The sequence below is a fragment of the Brevibacillus brevis NBRC 100599 genome (genome assembly GCF_000010165.1).
Classification (GTDB): Bacteria; Bacillota; Bacilli; order Brevibacillales; family Brevibacillaceae; genus Brevibacillus; species Brevibacillus brevis_D.
This window is the reverse complement of the sequence record NC_012491.1, coordinates 27,501-45,568: the sequence shown is the minus strand read 5'-3', so window position 1 is coordinate 45,568 and position 18,068 is coordinate 27,501. Positions and strand designations below refer to the sequence as shown.

Sequence of the window (18,068 nt, the reverse complement as noted above, 5' to 3'; positions counted from 1 at the left end):
AGGGGGATGAGACAACTACATATCTGCCACGGCAATGGCCTCAATCTCGATCAACAGCTCTTCCCTAATGAGCTTGCTCACTTCAACAGCAGAGCTCGCTGGCGGGGTTTCTGTATTCACGTACTGATCTCGAATCTCACGGACAATGTGCATCTTGGAGATGTCCGTCACGAAAAAGGTTAATTTCACTACATGATCAAAGCTGACACCTGCCGCTTCTAACGCGAATTGGATATTTTCGAAAACTTGTTTTGTCTGTGCAGCTAAATCACCTATGCCGACCACTTGGCCCTCCTTGTTGAGAGCCACCTGACCCGATACATAAATCGTCCGTGCGTTGCGAACCTCCACCGCATGGGTGTAGCCGAATGTAGGTGGCATTGTTTCAGGGTTAATGAATTTGATTCGCTTATCATTTTGCATCCGACATGCTCCTCCGATTCACATTTGTTGGTAAACTATTCTACCATACACAAAAGATTCAGACCATTCATCCAGTTATCAAAGAAAGAGAGGATTTGCTAATGACAACGATATACGATAAAGCGAAATATCATTACGAAAACTTTGAGGAGGATCTTCCTCGAAAACAGGCATATGTACATACAGGCTTTTTCATTGGCTGGTTGATTGATAATGATATGGTTAGCGAGGATTTCCAAAAGAGTTACGAAAACCTAATCGCTGAATTTAAACAAAGGAAGATGACTGGTCCTGAGGTCTATGAGAAGACGGGTGGAGTATTGGCTAAAGACATGCTAAATGAAGAAGGAAACCAGTTCGCGATGTTTTACTTCGATTTCGAAACTGGGGAGTATCGCTATCATTATCTAGAAGCGTTTGATTGTGAGCCAAGTGTGTATCACGTGGAAGATACTTGGGAGAATTACGACCATATTAAAGATTGGATCGACAATGAGTACGAGTACTGGTGCGAGAAAAATAAATAAGACCGCGTGACTACGCGGCCTACAATCAAGTCGCTATTTTATGATGAAATCAGACATGACTGCCTTTTCCCATTGGATTCCTTTTGGACTCACATTGGTGTAAAGCGTTATGGAGTCCACATCTTCCATTACCGCTTTCAAATGAAAATTCATGTCCTTGGGCTGCAAATACTCATCATACAGCTGTTTGTAGTTGGGGTCGTTCTTTTCTTTTGCAGCCTTGATGTAGTCTACGGTGTCAGGGTCTTTGTCAAAGTTTTTGTATTTCACTTGATATCCGAATGTAGCTTCTACTTTTCCATCTACGGTTTTCTCTTCATAATCCGACAGGGTAAACTCGAGCAGCTCATAGTAGGGGGAGAAAGCTTTGTTGCTCTCTTCTTGCAAATAGCCCGCAATTTTGTCATAGCTTGTAGTGCTGTCCACCGATTGTTTCTGTTCTGTGCCAGTGTTCGCTGCCTCTTTTGCAGGTGGCGCGGCAGTCTGATTTTGTACGACCGCATCTGAGCTACAGCCGCTAAAGAAAATAGCCAAGACCATGCTTACGATCACTTTTTTCAAAGGAAACACCCCTTATCTCCAGCGTTTTTTGCTACAAGGTATACGTGTGAGACATGATCTACGTCTCAGTATTTTCCAAATAAACGATGAGAGGGGATGCATAAAAAAGAAAAAACCTTGATAAACCAAGGTTTTTCCTACAATGGCGTCCCCGAGAGGATTCGAACCTCCGACCTACAGTTTAGGAAACCGTTGCTCTATCCTGCTGAGCTACGGGGACAAGTATGATTTGCGACAAAGAGACTTTTTCTGACGCCGCACCTACTTTCTTATTATATGTGTTTATCCATTTTTCGGCAAATACAAGTAAGATCTAAAGACAACAAAAAAACCTTGGCATCCCAAGGTTTTTTGCATCTCAATCCTATTTTGTTCAAAACACGCTGCTTTTCACAGTCAAGCATAGCAGATTGGCCTCATGATCCGTTGACGACCGAAAAAAGTGGCAATCTCCGTTACCCCCATTGAATCGAGGATCTCCAGATTCACCGCCACATATCTGCCAATATCATCAGGAAAGTGCGCGTCAGACGAGAGTGTCAGTGGAACACCATGCGCCACCAAAACATCGAGGAAAGCGGGACTGGGGCACATTTCCTGAACGGGATAGCGGTAGTACAAGCCCGCATTGATTTCGGTCGCTGTATCCGTTTCCTTCAAAGCAGTTGCGATTCGGTGGTAATAGGGAACAAGCTCCGATTCCTCTGGACGATAGGAGAACACTTTCAAATTGTCCAGATGGGCAACAAAATCAAACAAGTTGCTCCTGATCATGGACTCAACGGTGTGGAAAAAGTCCGTGTATAGCTGTTTCAGGTCATGCTGCTCAAACAGATGGCGAGTCTCGGGATTGTCAAAGCCCCATCCTTGCAAAAAATGAACAGAACCGATCACATAATCCCACGAAGCACCTGCGAGCAAGCTTTCCAATTCTGCTTCCCCGCCAATAAAGTAATCCGCTTCCAGCCCCAACCGCAACTCCACACCGCTTGCCGACCAACGCTGCTTTGCTTCCTCAATGGCGACACAAAAGTCACTGAGGCTCTCAGTGCATACTTGATTAAGCCACGTTCGCTGCAAACGACCCAACTCGGTGTCCCCCAGCTCCATATATCGTTCAAAGTAAGGACGGGCTTCACGAAAGCGGTATAAATGATCGACGATCCCCACTTCCTTCAAGCCTTTGTTTAACGCTTCACGTAAATACAGATCGATCCAGGATGGGTCGTATGCCCCCAAAGACATGCGGTTATTTAATCGCGCAAGACTGTCCAGCAGCCAGGCACGGGTATGTCGAGGTTCAGTCAACGGGTAAAAATGGTCGAGAGCCATATTGGTACGGTCGAGCCAACGCAATGAAAAAGGCCCTTCTTCTAGATGAAGATGATAGTCGATCAACATGTGAAATCTCTCCTTCCCGGATGTTCGCTTATCCAGGTAGTTTGCATGCCAGACGATAGCCATTCATCTGGCATCGGCTGGTCACAAACAACCGCGCTGACATCCTGCCAGCCGCAAATATGGAAAAATTGCGTTTGGCCGATCTTCGATGTGTCTCCCAATACATAGACTTGCTCCGATCGCTGTACCATCATGGTCGAGCACAGCGTTTCTTCCATGTCATAATCCGTGAAGCCATCGGCCGTGATCCCTCCACAAGAAATGAACGCTTTATCAAAATGAAAACGAGAGAGCAGCTCGCAGGTAAACGCCCCGGCAACCGATTTTTGGGCCGGATGGGTCAGCCCCCCCAGCATAATGACCTGACCGTTGAATTGATTGGCTTCTAACAGCTCGTTTAGTAAAGAAGCGGCGGGGAGCGAATTCGTGACAATCGTTAATTGATTGAGGCCCTTGATAGCACGTGCCAATTCCAATGTTGTCGTCCCGACATCGAGCGCGATAGTATCCCCGTCAGACAAAAGTTCTGCCGCGATCTGCCCGATTTTCGTTTTTGCCGTCTGTTGGATCGCCTGTTTCTTTTCAAAATGCGGCTCGCGTTTCGCCAAATGATAAGGGATCGCTCCTCCGTACACTCGCTTTAACAAACGCTGCTGCTCCAACTGGTCCAGATCACGTCGTATGGTCTCCGGTGTTACTGCCAGGGTTTTAGCCAGACTCATCACCTGAATTTTACCGTGGCGGTTCAATTCGGCGAGAATCACTTGCTGTCGTTCTTCAGGCAATAGTGTCATAAAGCGGAATCACATCCTTGGGACTTACATACAATGTTTTTGTTGTGCCTATCTGCTCCTGCTCGAAGGACAGATGAAGAGTGTCCACCAGTACAGGAACATCACCAATGTTCAGCTCGTAACGGGTAATGTTGCCGAGCATGGTTACCTGAGCGATATTCCCGGTCAAACAGATGTCCTCCCCATTCAAAGGCTGCTCACGAAACGTCTCAGGGCGGATTGCAAAACGTTCAACTGCCGGATGGGACAGTTTAGGCATGATTCGGGTAAGCTGTTCGGCAGTCAGCACGTTGTAATTGCCAATGAAACGAGCGACAAATTCAGAATGAGGTTGCGTGTAAATCTCTTGAGGGCTGCCATGCTGAACGATTCTTCCGCCATTCATGATGTAGATGCGGTCGCTGACAGCCATGGCTTCTTCTTGATCGTGAGTAACCAGCACAGTCGTCATATTTAACTCACGTTGGATGGTGCGTAGCTGCTTTTGCAAATTTTTTCGAATCTGGGCATCAAGCGCACTAAGTGGCTCATCGAGCAAAAGTACTTTTGGCCGGGTGACCAGAGAACGAGCAAGTGCGACACGCTGCTGCTGACCACCAGACAATTCTCGTGGGTAAGCCTGCTCCTTTCCCACCAATCCCACCAGCTCAATCATTTCCTGGACACGCAGACGAATCTCCGTTTTCGAGATTTTGTTCATTTCCAGGCCAAAGGCAATGTTTTGACTGACCGTAAGATTGGGAAAGAGCGCATACGATTGGAACACCATGCCGATCTGCCTGTTTTTTGGCGACACGTCCGTCACATCTTTGCCGTCAATGTAGATCATGCCTGTATCAGGAGCCGTCAAACCACTGAGGATTCGTAACAGCGTACTTTTGCCACACCCGCTAGGGCCAAGCAAGGTAACCAGCTCGCCTTTTTCAATCGCAAGATCAAGTTGCTGCAGCACGTGTTGACCGTGAAAGGTTTTGGACAAGTTTTTGATTTGGACGTAACTCATCAGGGGACCTCCTTGCGTGCGAAGCTTCGGCGCGTGAATTTTACAACCAGGCCAGTGATAATAGCCATCAGGACAAAATAAGTGACCGTAATCGCGCTGGCGACATGTCCACTTGACGATAGCTTGGCGTACAGATACATCTGCAGGGTTTCGTACCTTCCTCCCACCAGAATGTTAATCAGAACAAATTCACCAAACAAAATGGAGAACGACAAGAGTGAGGACACGAAAATTCCAGACATGATATTCGGAACGATAATCCGTACGAAGGCCTGCCAGTGGCTCGCACCCAATAGCTCGGCTGCCTCCATCAACGAACGTGCCTGCATGGCAAGCAGGCTGTTGCGCGTTCCCTGATAAAGATACGGAAGCAAACCGACCAAATACGCCCCTGCTGTGATGATGACCATGGGAATTCCGTTTCCGGAATAAGTACGGATCAATCCGACCGCCATAATGACACCCGGAACGGCGTAGGTCAGCATCACCAAAATCTGAACCAGCCTCTCCATCCTGGGAGCGTAGACGATAATGGAGAATACAGCAGGTACAATAATGACGACAGCAACGACAGTGGTCAGAAAGCTGAGCAGAAAGGAACGTCCGAATGCCTGCAAGAATCGGGGATCGGCATACAGCTCCGCAAACCATTTTCCTGTGAGTCCTTCCGGCAAGACCGTGCTATTCCACTCGGTTGCCAGTGAGTAGAGGATGGTAGCAGCTACTGGCAAAAACAAATACAGCATGACCAACGCAAACGACAAGGATGGCAAACTGATCCGCTTCAAGATAAATCCCTCCGAATCTTCCGCGTCAGCCACTCGTTCACGATCAGGGCGGCGGCAAGCGTCAGGCCAAGCAGTACTGCGAGTGCGCTACCTAGCTCGGGTCTTGCAAAAATGTCGCCAGATACTAGCGCACCAATCCGAATGGGCACCAGATTGTAGTTGCTCCCGGTGAGCGCGTAGGCAGAAGCATAAGCACCCATTGCATTGGCAAACAGAATGCTGAATGTGCCGACGATACCCGGAAGGAGTACCGGAAACCCGATTCTCAGCCAAAACTCCCATGGACTTGCCCCAAGCAGCTCAGCCGCTTCCATCCATTGCTTCTGAATAGCGTTGTACAGGGGATACAAAAGCATTACCGCCAGAGGCAGTTGAAAATAAATATAGACAAGCGTCAAGCCGCTCCACGAATACAGAGTAAAGGACTGACCAAAATCAATCCCCAGTTGCTTCGCGAGCAAAACAAACAATCCACTGTTTCCCAACAGGACAATGAAGGCAAAAGCGAGCGGAATCCCCGCAAAATTGGAGGTTAGATTGGTAATGACAAGCACTCGCTGTTGCAGAGCCTGTGGGAAACGGGTAATCGCATAGGTGGCGAAAACAGCAACGACGATTCCAATGAGAGCAGACAGGAACGAGATGAGCACACTGTTCTCGAAAGCCTGCAAGTAATACGGATTTGAAAAAATCTCACGATAGTTACTTATGGTAAAACCGCCGCCCCCCTCGGCCTGAAAGCTCCCTCCAATCATGGAAAGCAACGGGACGAGAAGAAACAGAGCGATCATTGCAAAGAACGGAATCGTCGTGACCCAAAACATACTGACAAATCGTTTCATCGCAAAAGCTCCTTTCTTAGAGGAAAAGACGCCCCCTTAGGGAGACGTCTTGCTCAGCCCTCATACGTTCAATGGCTGCATCTCTTTCGAGGGGGAGATGCCGAGCAAATGGCAGGCAAGCGGAGCCACCTGCAATTGCGGAATTGCCTCCTCGCGAATCCCCGGAGATATCAGGTTGCTGATGACAAACAAGGGAACGTCCCGGTCAGCGCTAGAAGTACCACCATGATTTCCATCGGCTGTCATCCCGTGATCAGCTGTCACGATGATTTGATAACCCGCATCGATCCACGCAGGAAGCACATTTGCCAGTATCGAATCTGCCGCCAGAACGCGATTTCGATATTGCGCTGAATCGGCCGTATGCTTATGGCCATCATCGTCGATATTCATGGAGTGGACGTAAAGAAAATCTGGATTGTATCCATTCAACAAAAAGTTGGCGTCAGCAAACAAGTGTGTATCCGGATAGTGATCCTCCCAGTAGAACATCCCGTTTTGTATCGGTTTGTCGGAGTTCAATTGGATCCGGTCGTGAAACGGATTGAATGGAGCCTTGTTATATAGCTCGCTTACCCAGCCATAAGCGGCAGCAGCGTTGGACATCCCGTTTTTCCGCGTCAGATGAAAGAGACTCTCCTGATGCGAAAGCCGAACCGTCTGATTGCTAGAAATACCGTTCTTCCACACAGGAGTTCCTGTTAAAAGAACCTCGTACAAGGGACGAGACAGACTGGGTAATTCCGATCTCACCTGAAAACGGGCCGCAATGCCGTATTCGACCAAGTGATGAAGATACCCCATGTGCGAGACGGCTGTGTCAAATCTCAATCCGTCGAGCACAATCATGGCGAGCTTGCTAGCGCACATGGATTAACACCTTCTCTTGCCATAACTGCGGCAACTTTTTAGCCGTCTCTTCCCAAGCAGTCAAATCGCCCACCGGACGTGCGTTTTTATACATATCATCGGGGAGCAGCATGGCTTTAGCGGATTCATCCAGCTTGGCGTTGGCGCGAATCGGTCGTGCATAGCCGCGAGCCAAATTGGACTGTCCAGCGTCGGAGAGAATATATTCACGAGCCAGCATGGCAGCGTGTGGGTGCTTGGCGTACTTGTTGATTACTGTAGCGTACCCGCTGCTGACTGATGCTTCCTCCGGGATGAGGACATCAAAGCGGTTTTTGTCGATTTTGTCCCGATACCCGAGCGCATTGAAGTCCCACAAGATTGCGACTTCGACCTCACCCTTTTCTAGATTGGCAAGGCTCGGATCGCTCGTACTGAGCCGTTTGTTTTTGGCCAATTCAGCGAAAAAGTCAATGCCGGGCTGAATATTTTTCTCATCTCCCCCATTAGCATAGGCGGCGGCCAAAACGGCAAACTGCGCCTGGTTCGCTTTCATGACATCGCCGATCGCGACCTTGTAGCTTCCGTTTTTCAAATCTGCCCAGGATTTCGGGGGATTTTGCACCTTTGTCTTGTCAGTGATAAAAGCCAGCGTTCCGGTATAGCCTAGCAACCAATGTCCTTCATCATCTTTTGCCCAGTCGGGAATGTCGTTCCAGTAAGAGGTTTTGTAAGGCAGCGTCAGCCCTTTTTGCTTGGCTAACGGTCCAAAAGCGATACCTACATCACCGATATCTGCAGTAGCGTCTTCTTTTTCTGCTTCAAACTTAGCCAATTCTTCTGCGCTCGACATATCTGTGTCGGTATGCTTCAAGCCGTATTCTTTTCCGAGATTGCTCCAGGTCTCCCCCCAGTTTGCCCACGTGTCTGGCATACCCACGGAGTTGACTTCTCCCTCCTGCTTCGCTTTTTCCACGATTTGATCCAGGGTCAATTGCGACGTATCCAGAGAAGTGCCTGATTTCGTCTCGGTGGCACATCCCGCAAGCAGAAAAACAGATGTCATGACAACAACGGTTCGTTTCCAGCTTAACTGGTTCCCTCTCATCTTTAAGGCCCCTTTTCGTTTTTATTTGTGTTTGGTCTTTTGGCTTTTTCTAACCCAATCGTACACAATCAAAATGAAACTGATATAAATGCGTTGTTAAAAAGCTATTAAGACTCTATGAAAAATAGAAGTGAACGCAAAAAGTGGCCCTCTGAATACCAGAGAACCACCTAGGCCTTCGTTTTTCCTCTTTAATTGTGAGCAAATTGCTCCTCTTCCGTTGACCCGCTGAGGGCAGTCGTAGAGGAATTGCCGCCAGAGATGACCTGCGCAATCTCATCGAAATACCCGGTACCCACTTCACGCTGATGACGAGTGGCCGTATAGCCATGGACTTCGCTATCGAACTCAGACTGCTGCAATTCAGAGTAAGCAGCCATTCCGCGGTCACGATAGCCGCGCGCCAGTTCAAACATGCTGTAATTCAGAGAGTGGAAGCCAGCGAGCGTGACAAATTGGAACTTGTAGCCCATCTCGCCGATCTCTTCCTGGAAGCGAGCGATGGTCTGTTCATCCAGCTTCTTTTTCCAGTTAAAGGAAGGTGAGCAATTGTACGCTAACAGTTTGCCCGGATATTTGGCATGAATCGCTTCTGCAAAACGGCGTGCTTCCTCCAGATTCGGCTCAGAAGTCTCGCACCAGATCAAATCTGCATAAGGAGCGTACGCAAGGCCACGCGCAATCGCTGCATCCAATCCGCCGCGTAGACGGAAGAATCCTTCTGCTGTTCGTTCACCCGTCAGGAATGGTTTATCCTGCTCATCGATGTCGCTAGTGATTAGGAAAGCGCCATTGGCATCGGTACGCGCCACGATAATCGTCGGGACTCCCATCACATCTGCTGCAAATCGGGCGGAAATCAGATTACGTACAGCCGCCTGCGTCGGAATGAGCACCTTTCCACCCATATGACCGCATTTTTTCTCGGAAGCCAGCTGGTCTTCAAAATGCACGCCTGCTGCGCCCGCTTCAATCATACCCTTCATTAATTCGAAGACGTTGAGCGGGCCACCAAAACCCGCTTCCGCGTCTGCTACGATTGGAGCAAACCAATGCGTGTCGGTACCTCCCTCTGATTGATCGATCTGATCCGCCCGTTGCAATGCCTGATTAATTCTTTTTACGACTTGTGGCACACTGTTTGCCGGGTAGAGGCTTTGATCAGGATACATCTGACCAGACAGATTGGCATCGGCCGCTACCTGCCAGCCACTCAAATAAATCGCTTTTAATCCTGCCTTTACCTGCTGAATCGCTTGATTCCCAGTCAAAGCCCCCAACGCTTTAATATGGTGCTCGGTATGCAACAGTTCCCACAGACGCTCTGCTCCCAGACGAGCCAGCGTATGCTCGATTTGTACGGAACCGCGCAGACGAACGACATCTTCTGCCGTATACGGGCGTGTAATCCCTTCAAACCGCTCCCCCTGCCAGCTTTGCTCCACCTGTTGAATCGCGCCTTGCTTGTTTACTTTCGTCATTTTCATTTCCCCCACTCTTTTTATTTTTACAAATAGCGATAACCCGGTACCGTTAGGAAGTCTTCGAAATCTTCTGTCGTTACCAATTGCAAGAACAGATCACCTGCAATCGTATACTTGCTGTTGTCGTACCTCTCTTGGCCAATTGCTTGCTTGATCGCTTGCAGCTCCTCACTCAGCCACTGCTTCACCAAGCCTTCCGTCACCTTTCTACCATCCTGCAAGACTCCGTGACGATGACGCATCCATTGCCAGACCTGTGCCCGGGAAATTTCTGCTGTAGCCGCATCCTCCATCAGATTGTTGATCGGCACAGCTCCAGAGCCTCGCAACCAAGCCTCGATGTACTGCAAGCCTACGCTTATGTTCGTACGGACACCCGCTTCTGTAATCGTGCCCTCTGGGACTGCCAGCAGGTGACTAGCAGATACGTCTACGTCTTCACGTTTGTACCAGATTTGGTTCGGCTCTCTCATCAGGCGATCGAACACTTCCATAGCTACTGGCACTAGCCCAGGGTGAGCAACCCAAGTCCCGTCATGTCCATCGTACGCTTCCCGCTCTTTGTCAGCGCGCACTTTGGCGATGGCTTCAGCATTTTGTACCGGGTCATTTTTCACCGGAATTTGTGCCGCCATTCCGCCGATGCAGGGTGCCATCCGTTTATGGCAAGTCTTCACGGCCAGCGTTGTGTATGCTTTCATGAACGGAACGGTCATGGTTACTTGGGCACGATCCGGTGTAATCACATCAGGCTGATTCCGCAGCTTTTTGATATAGCTGAAAATGTAATCCCAACGTCCGCAATTCAGTCCTGCACTATGCTCGCGCAGCTCATACAGAATCTCATCCATCTCAAAGGCTGCGAGAATCGTTTCGATCAATACTGTCGCCCGAATTGTACCGCGTGGAATATTTAATTCATCCTGCGCGAAAAGGAAGACGTCGTTCCAGAGTCGAGCCTCCAAGTGGCTTTCCAGTTTCGGTAAGTAGAAATACGGTGCTGTCTGATTCGCGATAAGAGCATCTACGTTGTGGTAAAAGTAAAGTCCGAAATCAAGCAGGCTACCGGAGATCGGTTTTTGATCGAGGAGGATGTGCTTTTCTTCAAGATGCCAGCCACGAGGACGCACGATCAAAACCGCTGTCTTTTCATTGAGGGTGTATGATTTGCCCTCCGGACTGATGTAAGAGATATTGCGGCGTACCGCATCCTTCATGTTGATTTGGCCTTGGATGGTGTTCTCCCAGGTCGGTGAGTTCGCGTCCTCAAAGTCAGCCATGAAAAGTCGAGCACCCGAGTTCAGTGCATTGATGACCATTTTTCGGTCACCCGAAGGTCCTGTAATCTCCACCCGTCTGTCCTGCAAATCTTTGGGCAATGGAGCAACAGTCCAATCTCCTTTACGAATGTCCGCTGTCTCCTGTAGAAAATCCGGCAGTTGGCCTGCATCGATTTGCAATTGACGCTCCACGCGTTTCGCCAACAATTGTTGTCGTCTGTCGCCAAACCTTTGCTCCAGCTTCATCACGAATTGAATCGCTTCTGGTGTCAGGATTTCTTGATAACCAGGGTGCATCTCACCGGAAATCTGCACCTCCAGCGGATATGGATTCGTTGGTACGGTAGTCAAAACAGCCCCTCCTCCCTCAATTCAAAGTTATTATGGTACAGATTGATAAAATTATTTTTATTATATAACAGTAGTGACAAAAAAAATGTCCTTACTCCTGATACCCGCTGCCACTACAATGACTGCAGCATACATGCCCGTCTCCCATGCACTTGTGGCAAGCCGCTCCGTTGGCATCACGACCAACGCCTCCACATCTTGGGCAATTTTGTTCTCCGTTTCCTTCACACCGATAACAGTCCATTCTCCATTCCTCCATTTCTGTATTAAAACAATATTCTTAAAATTTGTTTTTATTATATAACAGAGATTAGTACAGTGCAACACGTTTTTTAAAAAAATTCGCCTGTATTAGTACACAATATAAAACAGCCCTTGACCCGTTATGGATCAAGAGCTGCTTTTTAAATCTCTCGGTTATTACTTCGGTGCGATCTTGTCTACTCCGCCCATGTATGGACGAAGAACTTCTGGAATCACGATTGCTCCGTCTGCCTCTTGGTAGTTCTCCAAGATCGCTGCTACTGTACGTCCAATCGCCAAACCAGAACCATTCAATGTATGCACAAATTCCGGCTTCGATTTCGTATCGCGACGGAAACGGATATTGGCACGGCGCGCTTGGAAATCTTCAAAGTTCGAGCAAGACGAAATCTCACGGTATGTGTCGCCGCTCGGAATCCAAACCTCGATGTCGAATTTCTTCGCAGCCGTAAATCCGAGATCGCCTGTGCACATGCTAAGAACACGGTATGGTAGTCCAAGCAGTTGAAGTACCTTTTCAGCGTTTTTCACCAGCTTGTCGAGTTCGTCATAAGACTCTTCTGGTTTCACGAATTTCACCAGCTCAACTTTGTTGAATTGATGCTGACGAATCAACCCACGCGTATCACGCCCGGCAGAACCCGCTTCCGAGCGGAAACATGCGCTGAAAGCAGTGTAATAGCGAGGGAGATCCGCTCCATCCATGATTTCATCACGATGCATATTGGTGACTGGCACCTCTGCCGTTGGAATCAGGAAGTAATCTGGTCCCTCGATTTTGAATGCATCCTCTTCAAACTTAGGCAATTGACCCGTTCCCGTCATACTCGTACGGTTGACGATAAACGGTGGGATCACTTCTTCATAGCCATGCTCGTTCGAGTGCAAATCCATCATGAAGTTCATCAGTGCGCGCTCCAGACGTGCGCCCAAGCCTTTATAGAAAACAAAACGGCTCCCTGTTACTTTTGCCGCGGTTTCAAAATCGAGGATGCCTGCTTGGCTAGCCAGCTCCCAGTGAGGCTTAATCTCGAAGTCAAACGCACGTGGCTCTCCCCATGTCCAGGCAATCACGTTATCGTCTTCTGTCGTACCGATCGGCGTGCTTTCATGCGGAAGGTTCGGAAGGCTCAGCAAAATGAACTCCAGCTGTTCATCCAGTTGGCGCAGCTCTTCATCCAAAGCCTTGATGCGCTCATTTACTTCTTTCATTTCCGCGATCAGATGGTCTGCATTTTCCTTATTGCGTTTCATAACCGCTACTTGTTCGGATACCGTGTTACGCTTATTTTTCAACGCTTCTGCTTCTTGGATGACTTCGCGACGCTTTTCATCTACTTCTACGAATTGATCCAACGCAGAAATATCTTCATTACGGTGAGCCAAACGGCGTTTTACTTCTTCTAGATCCTGGCGTAATACTTTTACGTCCAACATGTGTAAATCCCTCCGAATCGTTTTGAAAAAAAACAAAAAACACCCGTCCCCTGGTAAGGGACGAGTGTTGTATACCCGCGTTGCCACCCTCGTTGACACATGCAGTAATCCTTCATGCATATGTCCACTCTTCCGTCATAACGGGACGGTTCCGGACAAAGTTGTTGTTCCTTTGCCACTCCGAGATGGATTCCCTCACATAACCGGATCGGTTCGCACCTACCACCGACTCTCTAGGCCTGGCTCTTGTGAAGTACTTGTTCTCATCATCGCATTCTCATTCATGAATACTATTATTGTTAACTGTACTACAGGTTCTATACGTATGTAAAGAGCAGCCCACCTCGATCTTTACAGAAAAAAGAAGATCGGCGCCTTTTTAAGGGCCCGATCTTCCGGTATGACAACTAGCTTCTGTATTCCTTAACCATGTCGAGAAAGTATTTGTGCAGTCTTGTATCTTCGGTCAATTCTGGGTGAAAGGCTGCTGCCAAATAGTGACCGCTTCGGGCGACAACAATCTTGTCTTCGTGCTTAGCCAAGACTTGACCGTTCTCTCCCACTTCCATGATATACGGTGCCCGGATGAACACTGCCGGGTAATCTGCCCCCACATCGGCAACAGGCATCAAGACTTCAAAGCTCTCCTTTTGGCGACCAAAAGCATTCCGCTCCACTTTGATATCCATCAAGCCTAAATGGTAATCGTCTTGTCCTTGAATCCGTTTCGCCAGAAGAATCGCTCCTGCGCAAGTTCCGAAGATCGGCTTGTTCGCCTTACCGAACTCTTGAACCGCCTCCATGAATCCGTACTTGTGCATCAGCTTGCTAATCGTGGTGCTTTCTCCGCCAGGAATGACCAGTCCATCAAGGTCATCCAGTTCTTCTACTCTTTTGACCGGGACAGCTGTGGCACCAACCTCTTCTAGCATTCGCAGATGTTCTGCTACAGCTCCTTGTAGAGCGAGTACGCCGATTTTCATGCTACTCACCTTACCAGCCGCGCTCTTGCATGCGATCAGCTTCACGAATTTTGGAGATTTCGATTCCTGGCATTGCCGTCCCCAAGCCTTTGGATACGCGAGCAATCAGTTCGTAATCCGTGTAGTGGGTGGTCGCTTCCACGATCGCGCGAGCAAACTTCTCTGGATTCTCTGATTTAAAGATACCAGAGCCAACAAACACGCCATCGGAACCGAGTTGCATCATCAGGGCAGCATCTGCTGGTGTTGCTACTCCACCTGCTGCGAAGTTTACAACTGGCAGCTTACCTGTTTTGTGTACCTCTTCAAGCAGTTCGTATGGGGCACCCAGGTTTTTGGCTTCCGCCATCAGTTCATCGTAGGACATGGCTTGCACTTTACGGATTTGGGACATCATCGTGCGCATGTGACGAACAGCCTCTACAATGTTTCCGGTACCTGGCTCTCCTTTTGTGCGGATCATGGATGCACCTTCCCCAATACGGCGGAGGGCTTCACCCAGATCACGGGCGCCACATACAAACGGTACAGTGAACTCTTTTTTATTGATATGGTACAAGTCATCTGCCGGAGTGAGCACTTCACTCTCATCGAGATAATCTACACCCAGAGATTCGAGAACACGCGCTTCAACAAAATGACCGATACGAGCTTTTGCCATAACAGGGATCGAAACAGCATTCAGTACTTCCTCTACAATGCTAAGGTCAGCCATACGCGCAACTCCACCAGCTGCACGAATGTCAGACGGTACACGCTCCAAAGCCATTACAGCAACAGCACCCGCTGCTTCTGCAATTTTCGCTTGTTCAGCATTCACGACGTCCATAATGACGCCGCCTTTTTGCATTTCAGCCATACCTCTTTTAACGCGGGACGTTCCTACTTGTACCATTACAAATACCCCCTACATCATGAGTCAGAACCGAAACTGTTATGCGGTGTTATGGTTCCTGTTACCGTCATTGTAAACGATAGATGTAGGGGAAAACAATAGTTATTTAATTTCCGGTTCCACTGCTAAACAAATTGCTGAAAAACTCTATAATGCTGCGGAAGAACAGACGAATCCAGCTTGCTTCCTCTACTGCCTGTCCTGCTACGATATCCACACCTGCTTTTGCTGCGTCTTCAGGCTGCAAGTAATCCGATTCCTTCATACCTTCTTCTTTCAAAACGATCTTACCGACAACTTGTCCTTGCTGAATCGGTGCGGTTAGCTCCTGGAAGGTAACCGTTGGCGTGTATTTTGCTTCCGTACCGGTTTTGGTGATCATATTTACTTCACTGCCTGTAACGACTGGTACAGTTACCTCTACACCGTTTTTTACAGGAGCTGTTTCAAAGCCTTTGACTGGTACATTCTTGTCCATTTGTTTTGTGAGTTTGAAATTGCCAAAACCGTAGTCAAACAGTTTTCTCGTCTCAGCAAAACGCTTTGACTCGGTGCTTGCTTTCATCACGACGCTAATCAAACGCATGTTGTCGCGAACAGCCGTACCTGTAAAACAAAAACCTGCTGCATCTGTGTGCCCCGTTTTTAATCCGTCTACACCTGGGTAGTAACTGATCAGACTAGGCAGCATCCAGTTATAGTTTTTCTTAGTCCACTCATTTGGTGTACCTGTACGGAAGGTGAAGATTGGTTTTTTGGAGGTCTCCAACGCATCCGGGAAATCGTGAATCAGCGCACGGGCAAGAATCGCTGAATCACGAGCAGACATCAGGTTTTCTTTTTGATCGGTCTGAACTGAGTATGGACCTAACTCATCGGCTGGCAAACCAGTTGAAGTGACGAACGAAGTATTTTTCATACCAAGCTCTGCTGCCTTTTTGTTCATCAGTTCAACAAAGGCTGCCTCACTGCCTGCGATATGCTCAGCCAAAAGTACAGTAGCGTCATTGGCCGATACAATTGCCATCGCTTCGTACAATTGTTTAACCGTAAAGGATTCGCCTAAATTCAAATACACACCAGACGAATCAGAAATTTTAGCGATATAAAACGCATATTCACTTACAGGGACGACATCATCCCATTTCATTTTCTTTTGCTTGATGGCATCATGAACCAGATATTCGGTCATCATTTTACTCATACTCGCAGGCGGAAGTGCTACGTCAGGATCTTTACTATAGAGAACCTTTCCCGTCGATGCCTCAACAAGAATGGCTGACTTCGCTTCCAGTTGTAGATTCGCTTGAGATGCTACAGGGGCAGCTTCCACCTTTGAAACCATTCCTCCCATTGCTGTAGCAAAAACAGCGACAGAAAGGAACAGACCCGTCAATCGCTTTGTCCATGTCTTTCGCTTCATGTAATCTCTCACTCTCCTATTTCTGTCGATTTCATTTTTTATGAAACAAGCACACAATTGTAAGTGTACCATAGGTTGCAGGGTAGCTTGAAGCGAGATTCCCCCTATTTCCATATGTTAGTACCTAGTAAAAATCCCCTCTCTTTATAAAAGAAAGGGGACGTAGGTCTTCCGTATCATTTTTCGCTTAGGAAATTGAGTAGTTAGGTGATTCTTTAGTAATTTGTACATCGTGTGGGTGGCTTTCACGCAAGCCAGCGCCGGTAATACGAACGAACTGGGAGTTTTGAATCAAATCTTCGATGGTCTTCGCTCCGCAGTATCCCATACCTGCACGCAGTCCACCAATCAACTGATACGTGACATCCGCCAACGGGCCTTTGTAAGGAACACGGCCTTCGATCCCTTCCGGAACGAGCTTTTGTGCGTTCTCTTGGAAGTAACGGTCCTTACTACCGGCTTTCATCGCGCCAATCGATCCCATTCCGCGATATACCTTGAAACGACGCCCTTGGAAAATCTCGAATTCACCTGGGCTTTCTTCTGTACCAGCGAACAGACTTCCGATCATGATCACTGAAGCACCTGCACCAATTGCTTTTGGCAAATCACCGGAGTATTTAATGCCGCCGTCGGCAATAATTGGAATATTGTACTCTCGAGCTACCTGTGCACAATCGTGGATCGCTGTAATTTGCGGAACCCCGATACCCGCTACAACACGAGTTGTACAAATGGAACCAGGACCGATACCAACCTTCACTACAGATGCGCCAGCTTCGATCAGATCACGAGTAGCTTCTCCAGTTGCAACGTTTCCTGCGACGATGGTGAGCGTTGGGTATTCTTTGCGAACTGCTTTTACCGTTTCAATTACGCCTTTGGAATGCCCATGAGCCGTATCGATGACTAAAACGTCCACGCCAGCTTGTACAAGTGCTGCTGCACGCTCAAACGTGTCTGCAGATACCCCAACAGCAGCACCACACAGCAAGCGGCCTTGGTTATCTTTTGCTGCATTTGGGTATTGGATTGCTTTTTCAATATCTTTAATCGTAATGAGTCCACGCAGGGTGTTATTCTCATCCACCAATGGGAGCTTTTCAATCTTATGTTGTTGCAGAATCAATTCTGCCTGTTGCAGTGTAGTACCAACAGGAGCCGTCACCAGATTTTCTTTGGTCATAACCTCTTTGATCTTGATGGAGAAGTCATGCACAAAGCGCAGATCGCGGTTGGTGAGAATTCCAATCAGTTTTTGATTCGCATCGACAATAGGAACACCGGAGATACGATATTTACCCATAAGAGCATTCGCTTCTTCAACGGTATGTTCTTGGGTCAAAGAGAATGGATTGGTAATAACGCCACTTTCAGAGCGTTTTACACGATCTACTTCGCTTGCTTGTTGCTCGATGGTCATGTTTTTATGGACAATCCCGATACCACCTTGGCGAGCCATGGCGATTGCAAGTCCAGACTCCGTTACGGTGTCCATCCCAGCACTGATCAGAGGAATATTCAGCTTCACATTCTCACTCAATTGTACTCGCAAATCAACATCCCTTGGCAAAACCTCAGATTTTCCTGGAATGAGCAATACATCGTCAAACGTTAAGCCCTCTTTAACAAATTTGTCTTCCCGCACAGTTGAA

18 protein-coding genes, 1 tRNA gene and 1 other annotated feature are annotated in these 18,068 nt (G+C 48.1%); of the genes, 1 reads left to right on the top strand and 18 read right to left on the bottom strand.

Translation table 11 applies throughout. The features are described 5' to 3' along the window. Positions 1 to 15: 15 nt before the first annotated feature. Positions 16 to 423 carry a RidA family protein gene (locus BBR47_RS00300; protein WP_012683812.1) on the bottom strand — a complete coding sequence of 136 codons (408 nt, stop codon included), beginning with the start codon at positions 421 to 423 and terminating at the stop codon, positions 16 to 18. Positions 424 to 524: 101 nt separating this feature from the next. Between BBR47_RS00300 and BBR47_RS00295 the strand changes: the two genes are divergently transcribed. After that, the gene (locus BBR47_RS00295; RefSeq protein ID WP_041749188.1) at positions 525 to 950 is read left to right on the top strand and encodes a hypothetical protein; all 426 of its coding nucleotides are present in this window, start codon (positions 525 to 527) and stop codon (positions 948 to 950) included. A 33-nt stretch (positions 951 to 983) separates the two neighbouring features. Here the strand turns inward: BBR47_RS00295 and BBR47_RS00290 are convergent, their stop codons facing one another. From BBR47_RS00290 to guaB, 17 genes are all read right to left on the bottom strand, one after another. Then, a complete protein-coding gene (locus tag BBR47_RS00290) occupies positions 984 to 1,520 on the bottom strand; it encodes a hypothetical protein (protein WP_081437208.1) in 537 nt (178 codons plus the stop codon). 134 nt (positions 1,521 to 1,654) lie between these two features. Continuing rightward, positions 1,655 to 1,731 (bottom strand) — tRNA-Arg (locus tag BBR47_RS00285). 176 nt (positions 1,732 to 1,907) lie between these two features. Continuing rightward, positions 1,908 to 2,912: a histidinol phosphate phosphatase domain-containing protein gene (locus BBR47_RS00280; RefSeq protein ID WP_012683809.1), complete on the bottom strand. Its 1,005-nt coding sequence runs from the start codon at positions 2,910 to 2,912 to the stop codon at positions 1,908 to 1,910. Continuing rightward, positions 2,906 to 3,706, bottom strand: coding sequence for a DeoR/GlpR family DNA-binding transcription regulator (locus BBR47_RS00275; protein WP_012683808.1), 801 nt, complete (start codon positions 3,704 to 3,706; stop codon positions 2,906 to 2,908). The genes BBR47_RS00280 and BBR47_RS00275 overlap by 7 nt, the downstream gene beginning before the upstream one ends. Next, the gene (locus BBR47_RS00270) at positions 3,690 to 4,709 is read right to left on the bottom strand and encodes an ABC transporter ATP-binding protein (RefSeq protein WP_012683807.1); all 1,020 of its coding nucleotides are present in this window, start codon (positions 4,707 to 4,709) and stop codon (positions 3,690 to 3,692) included. The genes BBR47_RS00275 and BBR47_RS00270 overlap by 17 nt, the downstream gene beginning before the upstream one ends. After that, positions 4,709 to 5,497, bottom strand: a complete 789-nt coding sequence (locus tag BBR47_RS00265) for an ABC transporter permease (RefSeq protein ID WP_012683806.1) — start codon at positions 5,495 to 5,497, stop codon at positions 4,709 to 4,711. Before BBR47_RS00265 ends, BBR47_RS00270 begins: the two co-directional genes overlap by 1 nt. Beyond that, complete coding sequence (locus BBR47_RS00260) at positions 5,494 to 6,339, bottom strand: ABC transporter permease (protein WP_012683805.1); 846 nt, start codon at positions 6,337 to 6,339, stop codon at positions 5,494 to 5,496. Before BBR47_RS00260 ends, BBR47_RS00265 begins: the two co-directional genes overlap by 4 nt. A gap of 60 nt (positions 6,340 to 6,399) precedes the next feature. Further along, entirely contained in the window at positions 6,400 to 7,209 is an 810-nt protein-coding gene (locus BBR47_RS00255) for an alkaline phosphatase family protein (protein ID WP_012683804.1), read from the bottom strand. Further along, positions 7,199 to 8,296 carry an ABC transporter substrate-binding protein gene (locus tag BBR47_RS00250; RefSeq protein WP_012683803.1) on the bottom strand — a complete coding sequence of 366 codons (1,098 nt, stop codon included), beginning with the start codon at positions 8,294 to 8,296 and terminating at the stop codon, positions 7,199 to 7,201. Before BBR47_RS00250 ends, BBR47_RS00255 begins: the two co-directional genes overlap by 11 nt. A gap of 191 nt (positions 8,297 to 8,487) precedes the next feature. Then, on the bottom strand, positions 8,488 to 9,777 hold the full coding sequence (gene aceA, locus BBR47_RS00245) for an isocitrate lyase (RefSeq protein ID WP_012683802.1): 1,290 nt from the start codon (positions 9,775 to 9,777) through the stop codon (positions 8,488 to 8,490). Between the two features lie 26 nt (positions 9,778 to 9,803). Beyond that, a complete protein-coding gene (gene aceB, locus BBR47_RS00240; RefSeq protein WP_012683801.1) occupies positions 9,804 to 11,411 on the bottom strand; it encodes a malate synthase A in 1,608 nt (535 codons plus the stop codon). Positions 11,412 to 11,471: 60 nt separating this feature from the next. Further along, positions 11,472 to 11,639: a hypothetical protein gene (locus BBR47_RS29970; RefSeq protein ID WP_231850539.1), complete on the bottom strand. Its 168-nt coding sequence runs from the start codon at positions 11,637 to 11,639 to the stop codon at positions 11,472 to 11,474. A 192-nt stretch (positions 11,640 to 11,831) separates the two neighbouring features. Further along, positions 11,832 to 13,112 carry a serine--tRNA ligase gene (gene serS, locus BBR47_RS00235; protein ID WP_012683800.1) on the bottom strand — a complete coding sequence of 427 codons (1,281 nt, stop codon included), beginning with the start codon at positions 13,110 to 13,112 and terminating at the stop codon, positions 11,832 to 11,834. A 53-nt stretch (positions 13,113 to 13,165) separates the two neighbouring features. Beyond that, positions 13,166 to 13,391, bottom strand: a binding site (T-box leader). Between the two features lie 128 nt (positions 13,392 to 13,519). Then, positions 13,520 to 14,095: a pyridoxal 5'-phosphate synthase glutaminase subunit PdxT gene (gene pdxT / locus BBR47_RS00230; RefSeq protein ID WP_012683799.1), complete on the bottom strand. Its 576-nt coding sequence runs from the start codon at positions 14,093 to 14,095 to the stop codon at positions 13,520 to 13,522. Positions 14,096 to 14,105: 10 nt separating this feature from the next. Continuing rightward, positions 14,106 to 14,990, bottom strand: coding sequence for a pyridoxal 5'-phosphate synthase lyase subunit PdxS (gene pdxS / locus BBR47_RS00225; protein WP_012683798.1), 885 nt, complete (start codon positions 14,988 to 14,990; stop codon positions 14,106 to 14,108). A 106-nt stretch (positions 14,991 to 15,096) separates the two neighbouring features. After that, the gene (locus BBR47_RS00220) at positions 15,097 to 16,413 is read right to left on the bottom strand and encodes a D-alanyl-D-alanine carboxypeptidase family protein (RefSeq protein WP_012683797.1); all 1,317 of its coding nucleotides are present in this window, start codon (positions 16,411 to 16,413) and stop codon (positions 15,097 to 15,099) included. 187 nt (positions 16,414 to 16,600) lie between these two features. Continuing rightward, positions 16,601 to 18,061 carry an IMP dehydrogenase gene (gene guaB, locus BBR47_RS00215; RefSeq protein WP_012683796.1) on the bottom strand — a complete coding sequence of 487 codons (1,461 nt, stop codon included), beginning with the start codon at positions 18,059 to 18,061 and terminating at the stop codon, positions 16,601 to 16,603. Between the last annotated feature and the right edge of the window lie 7 nt (positions 18,062 to 18,068).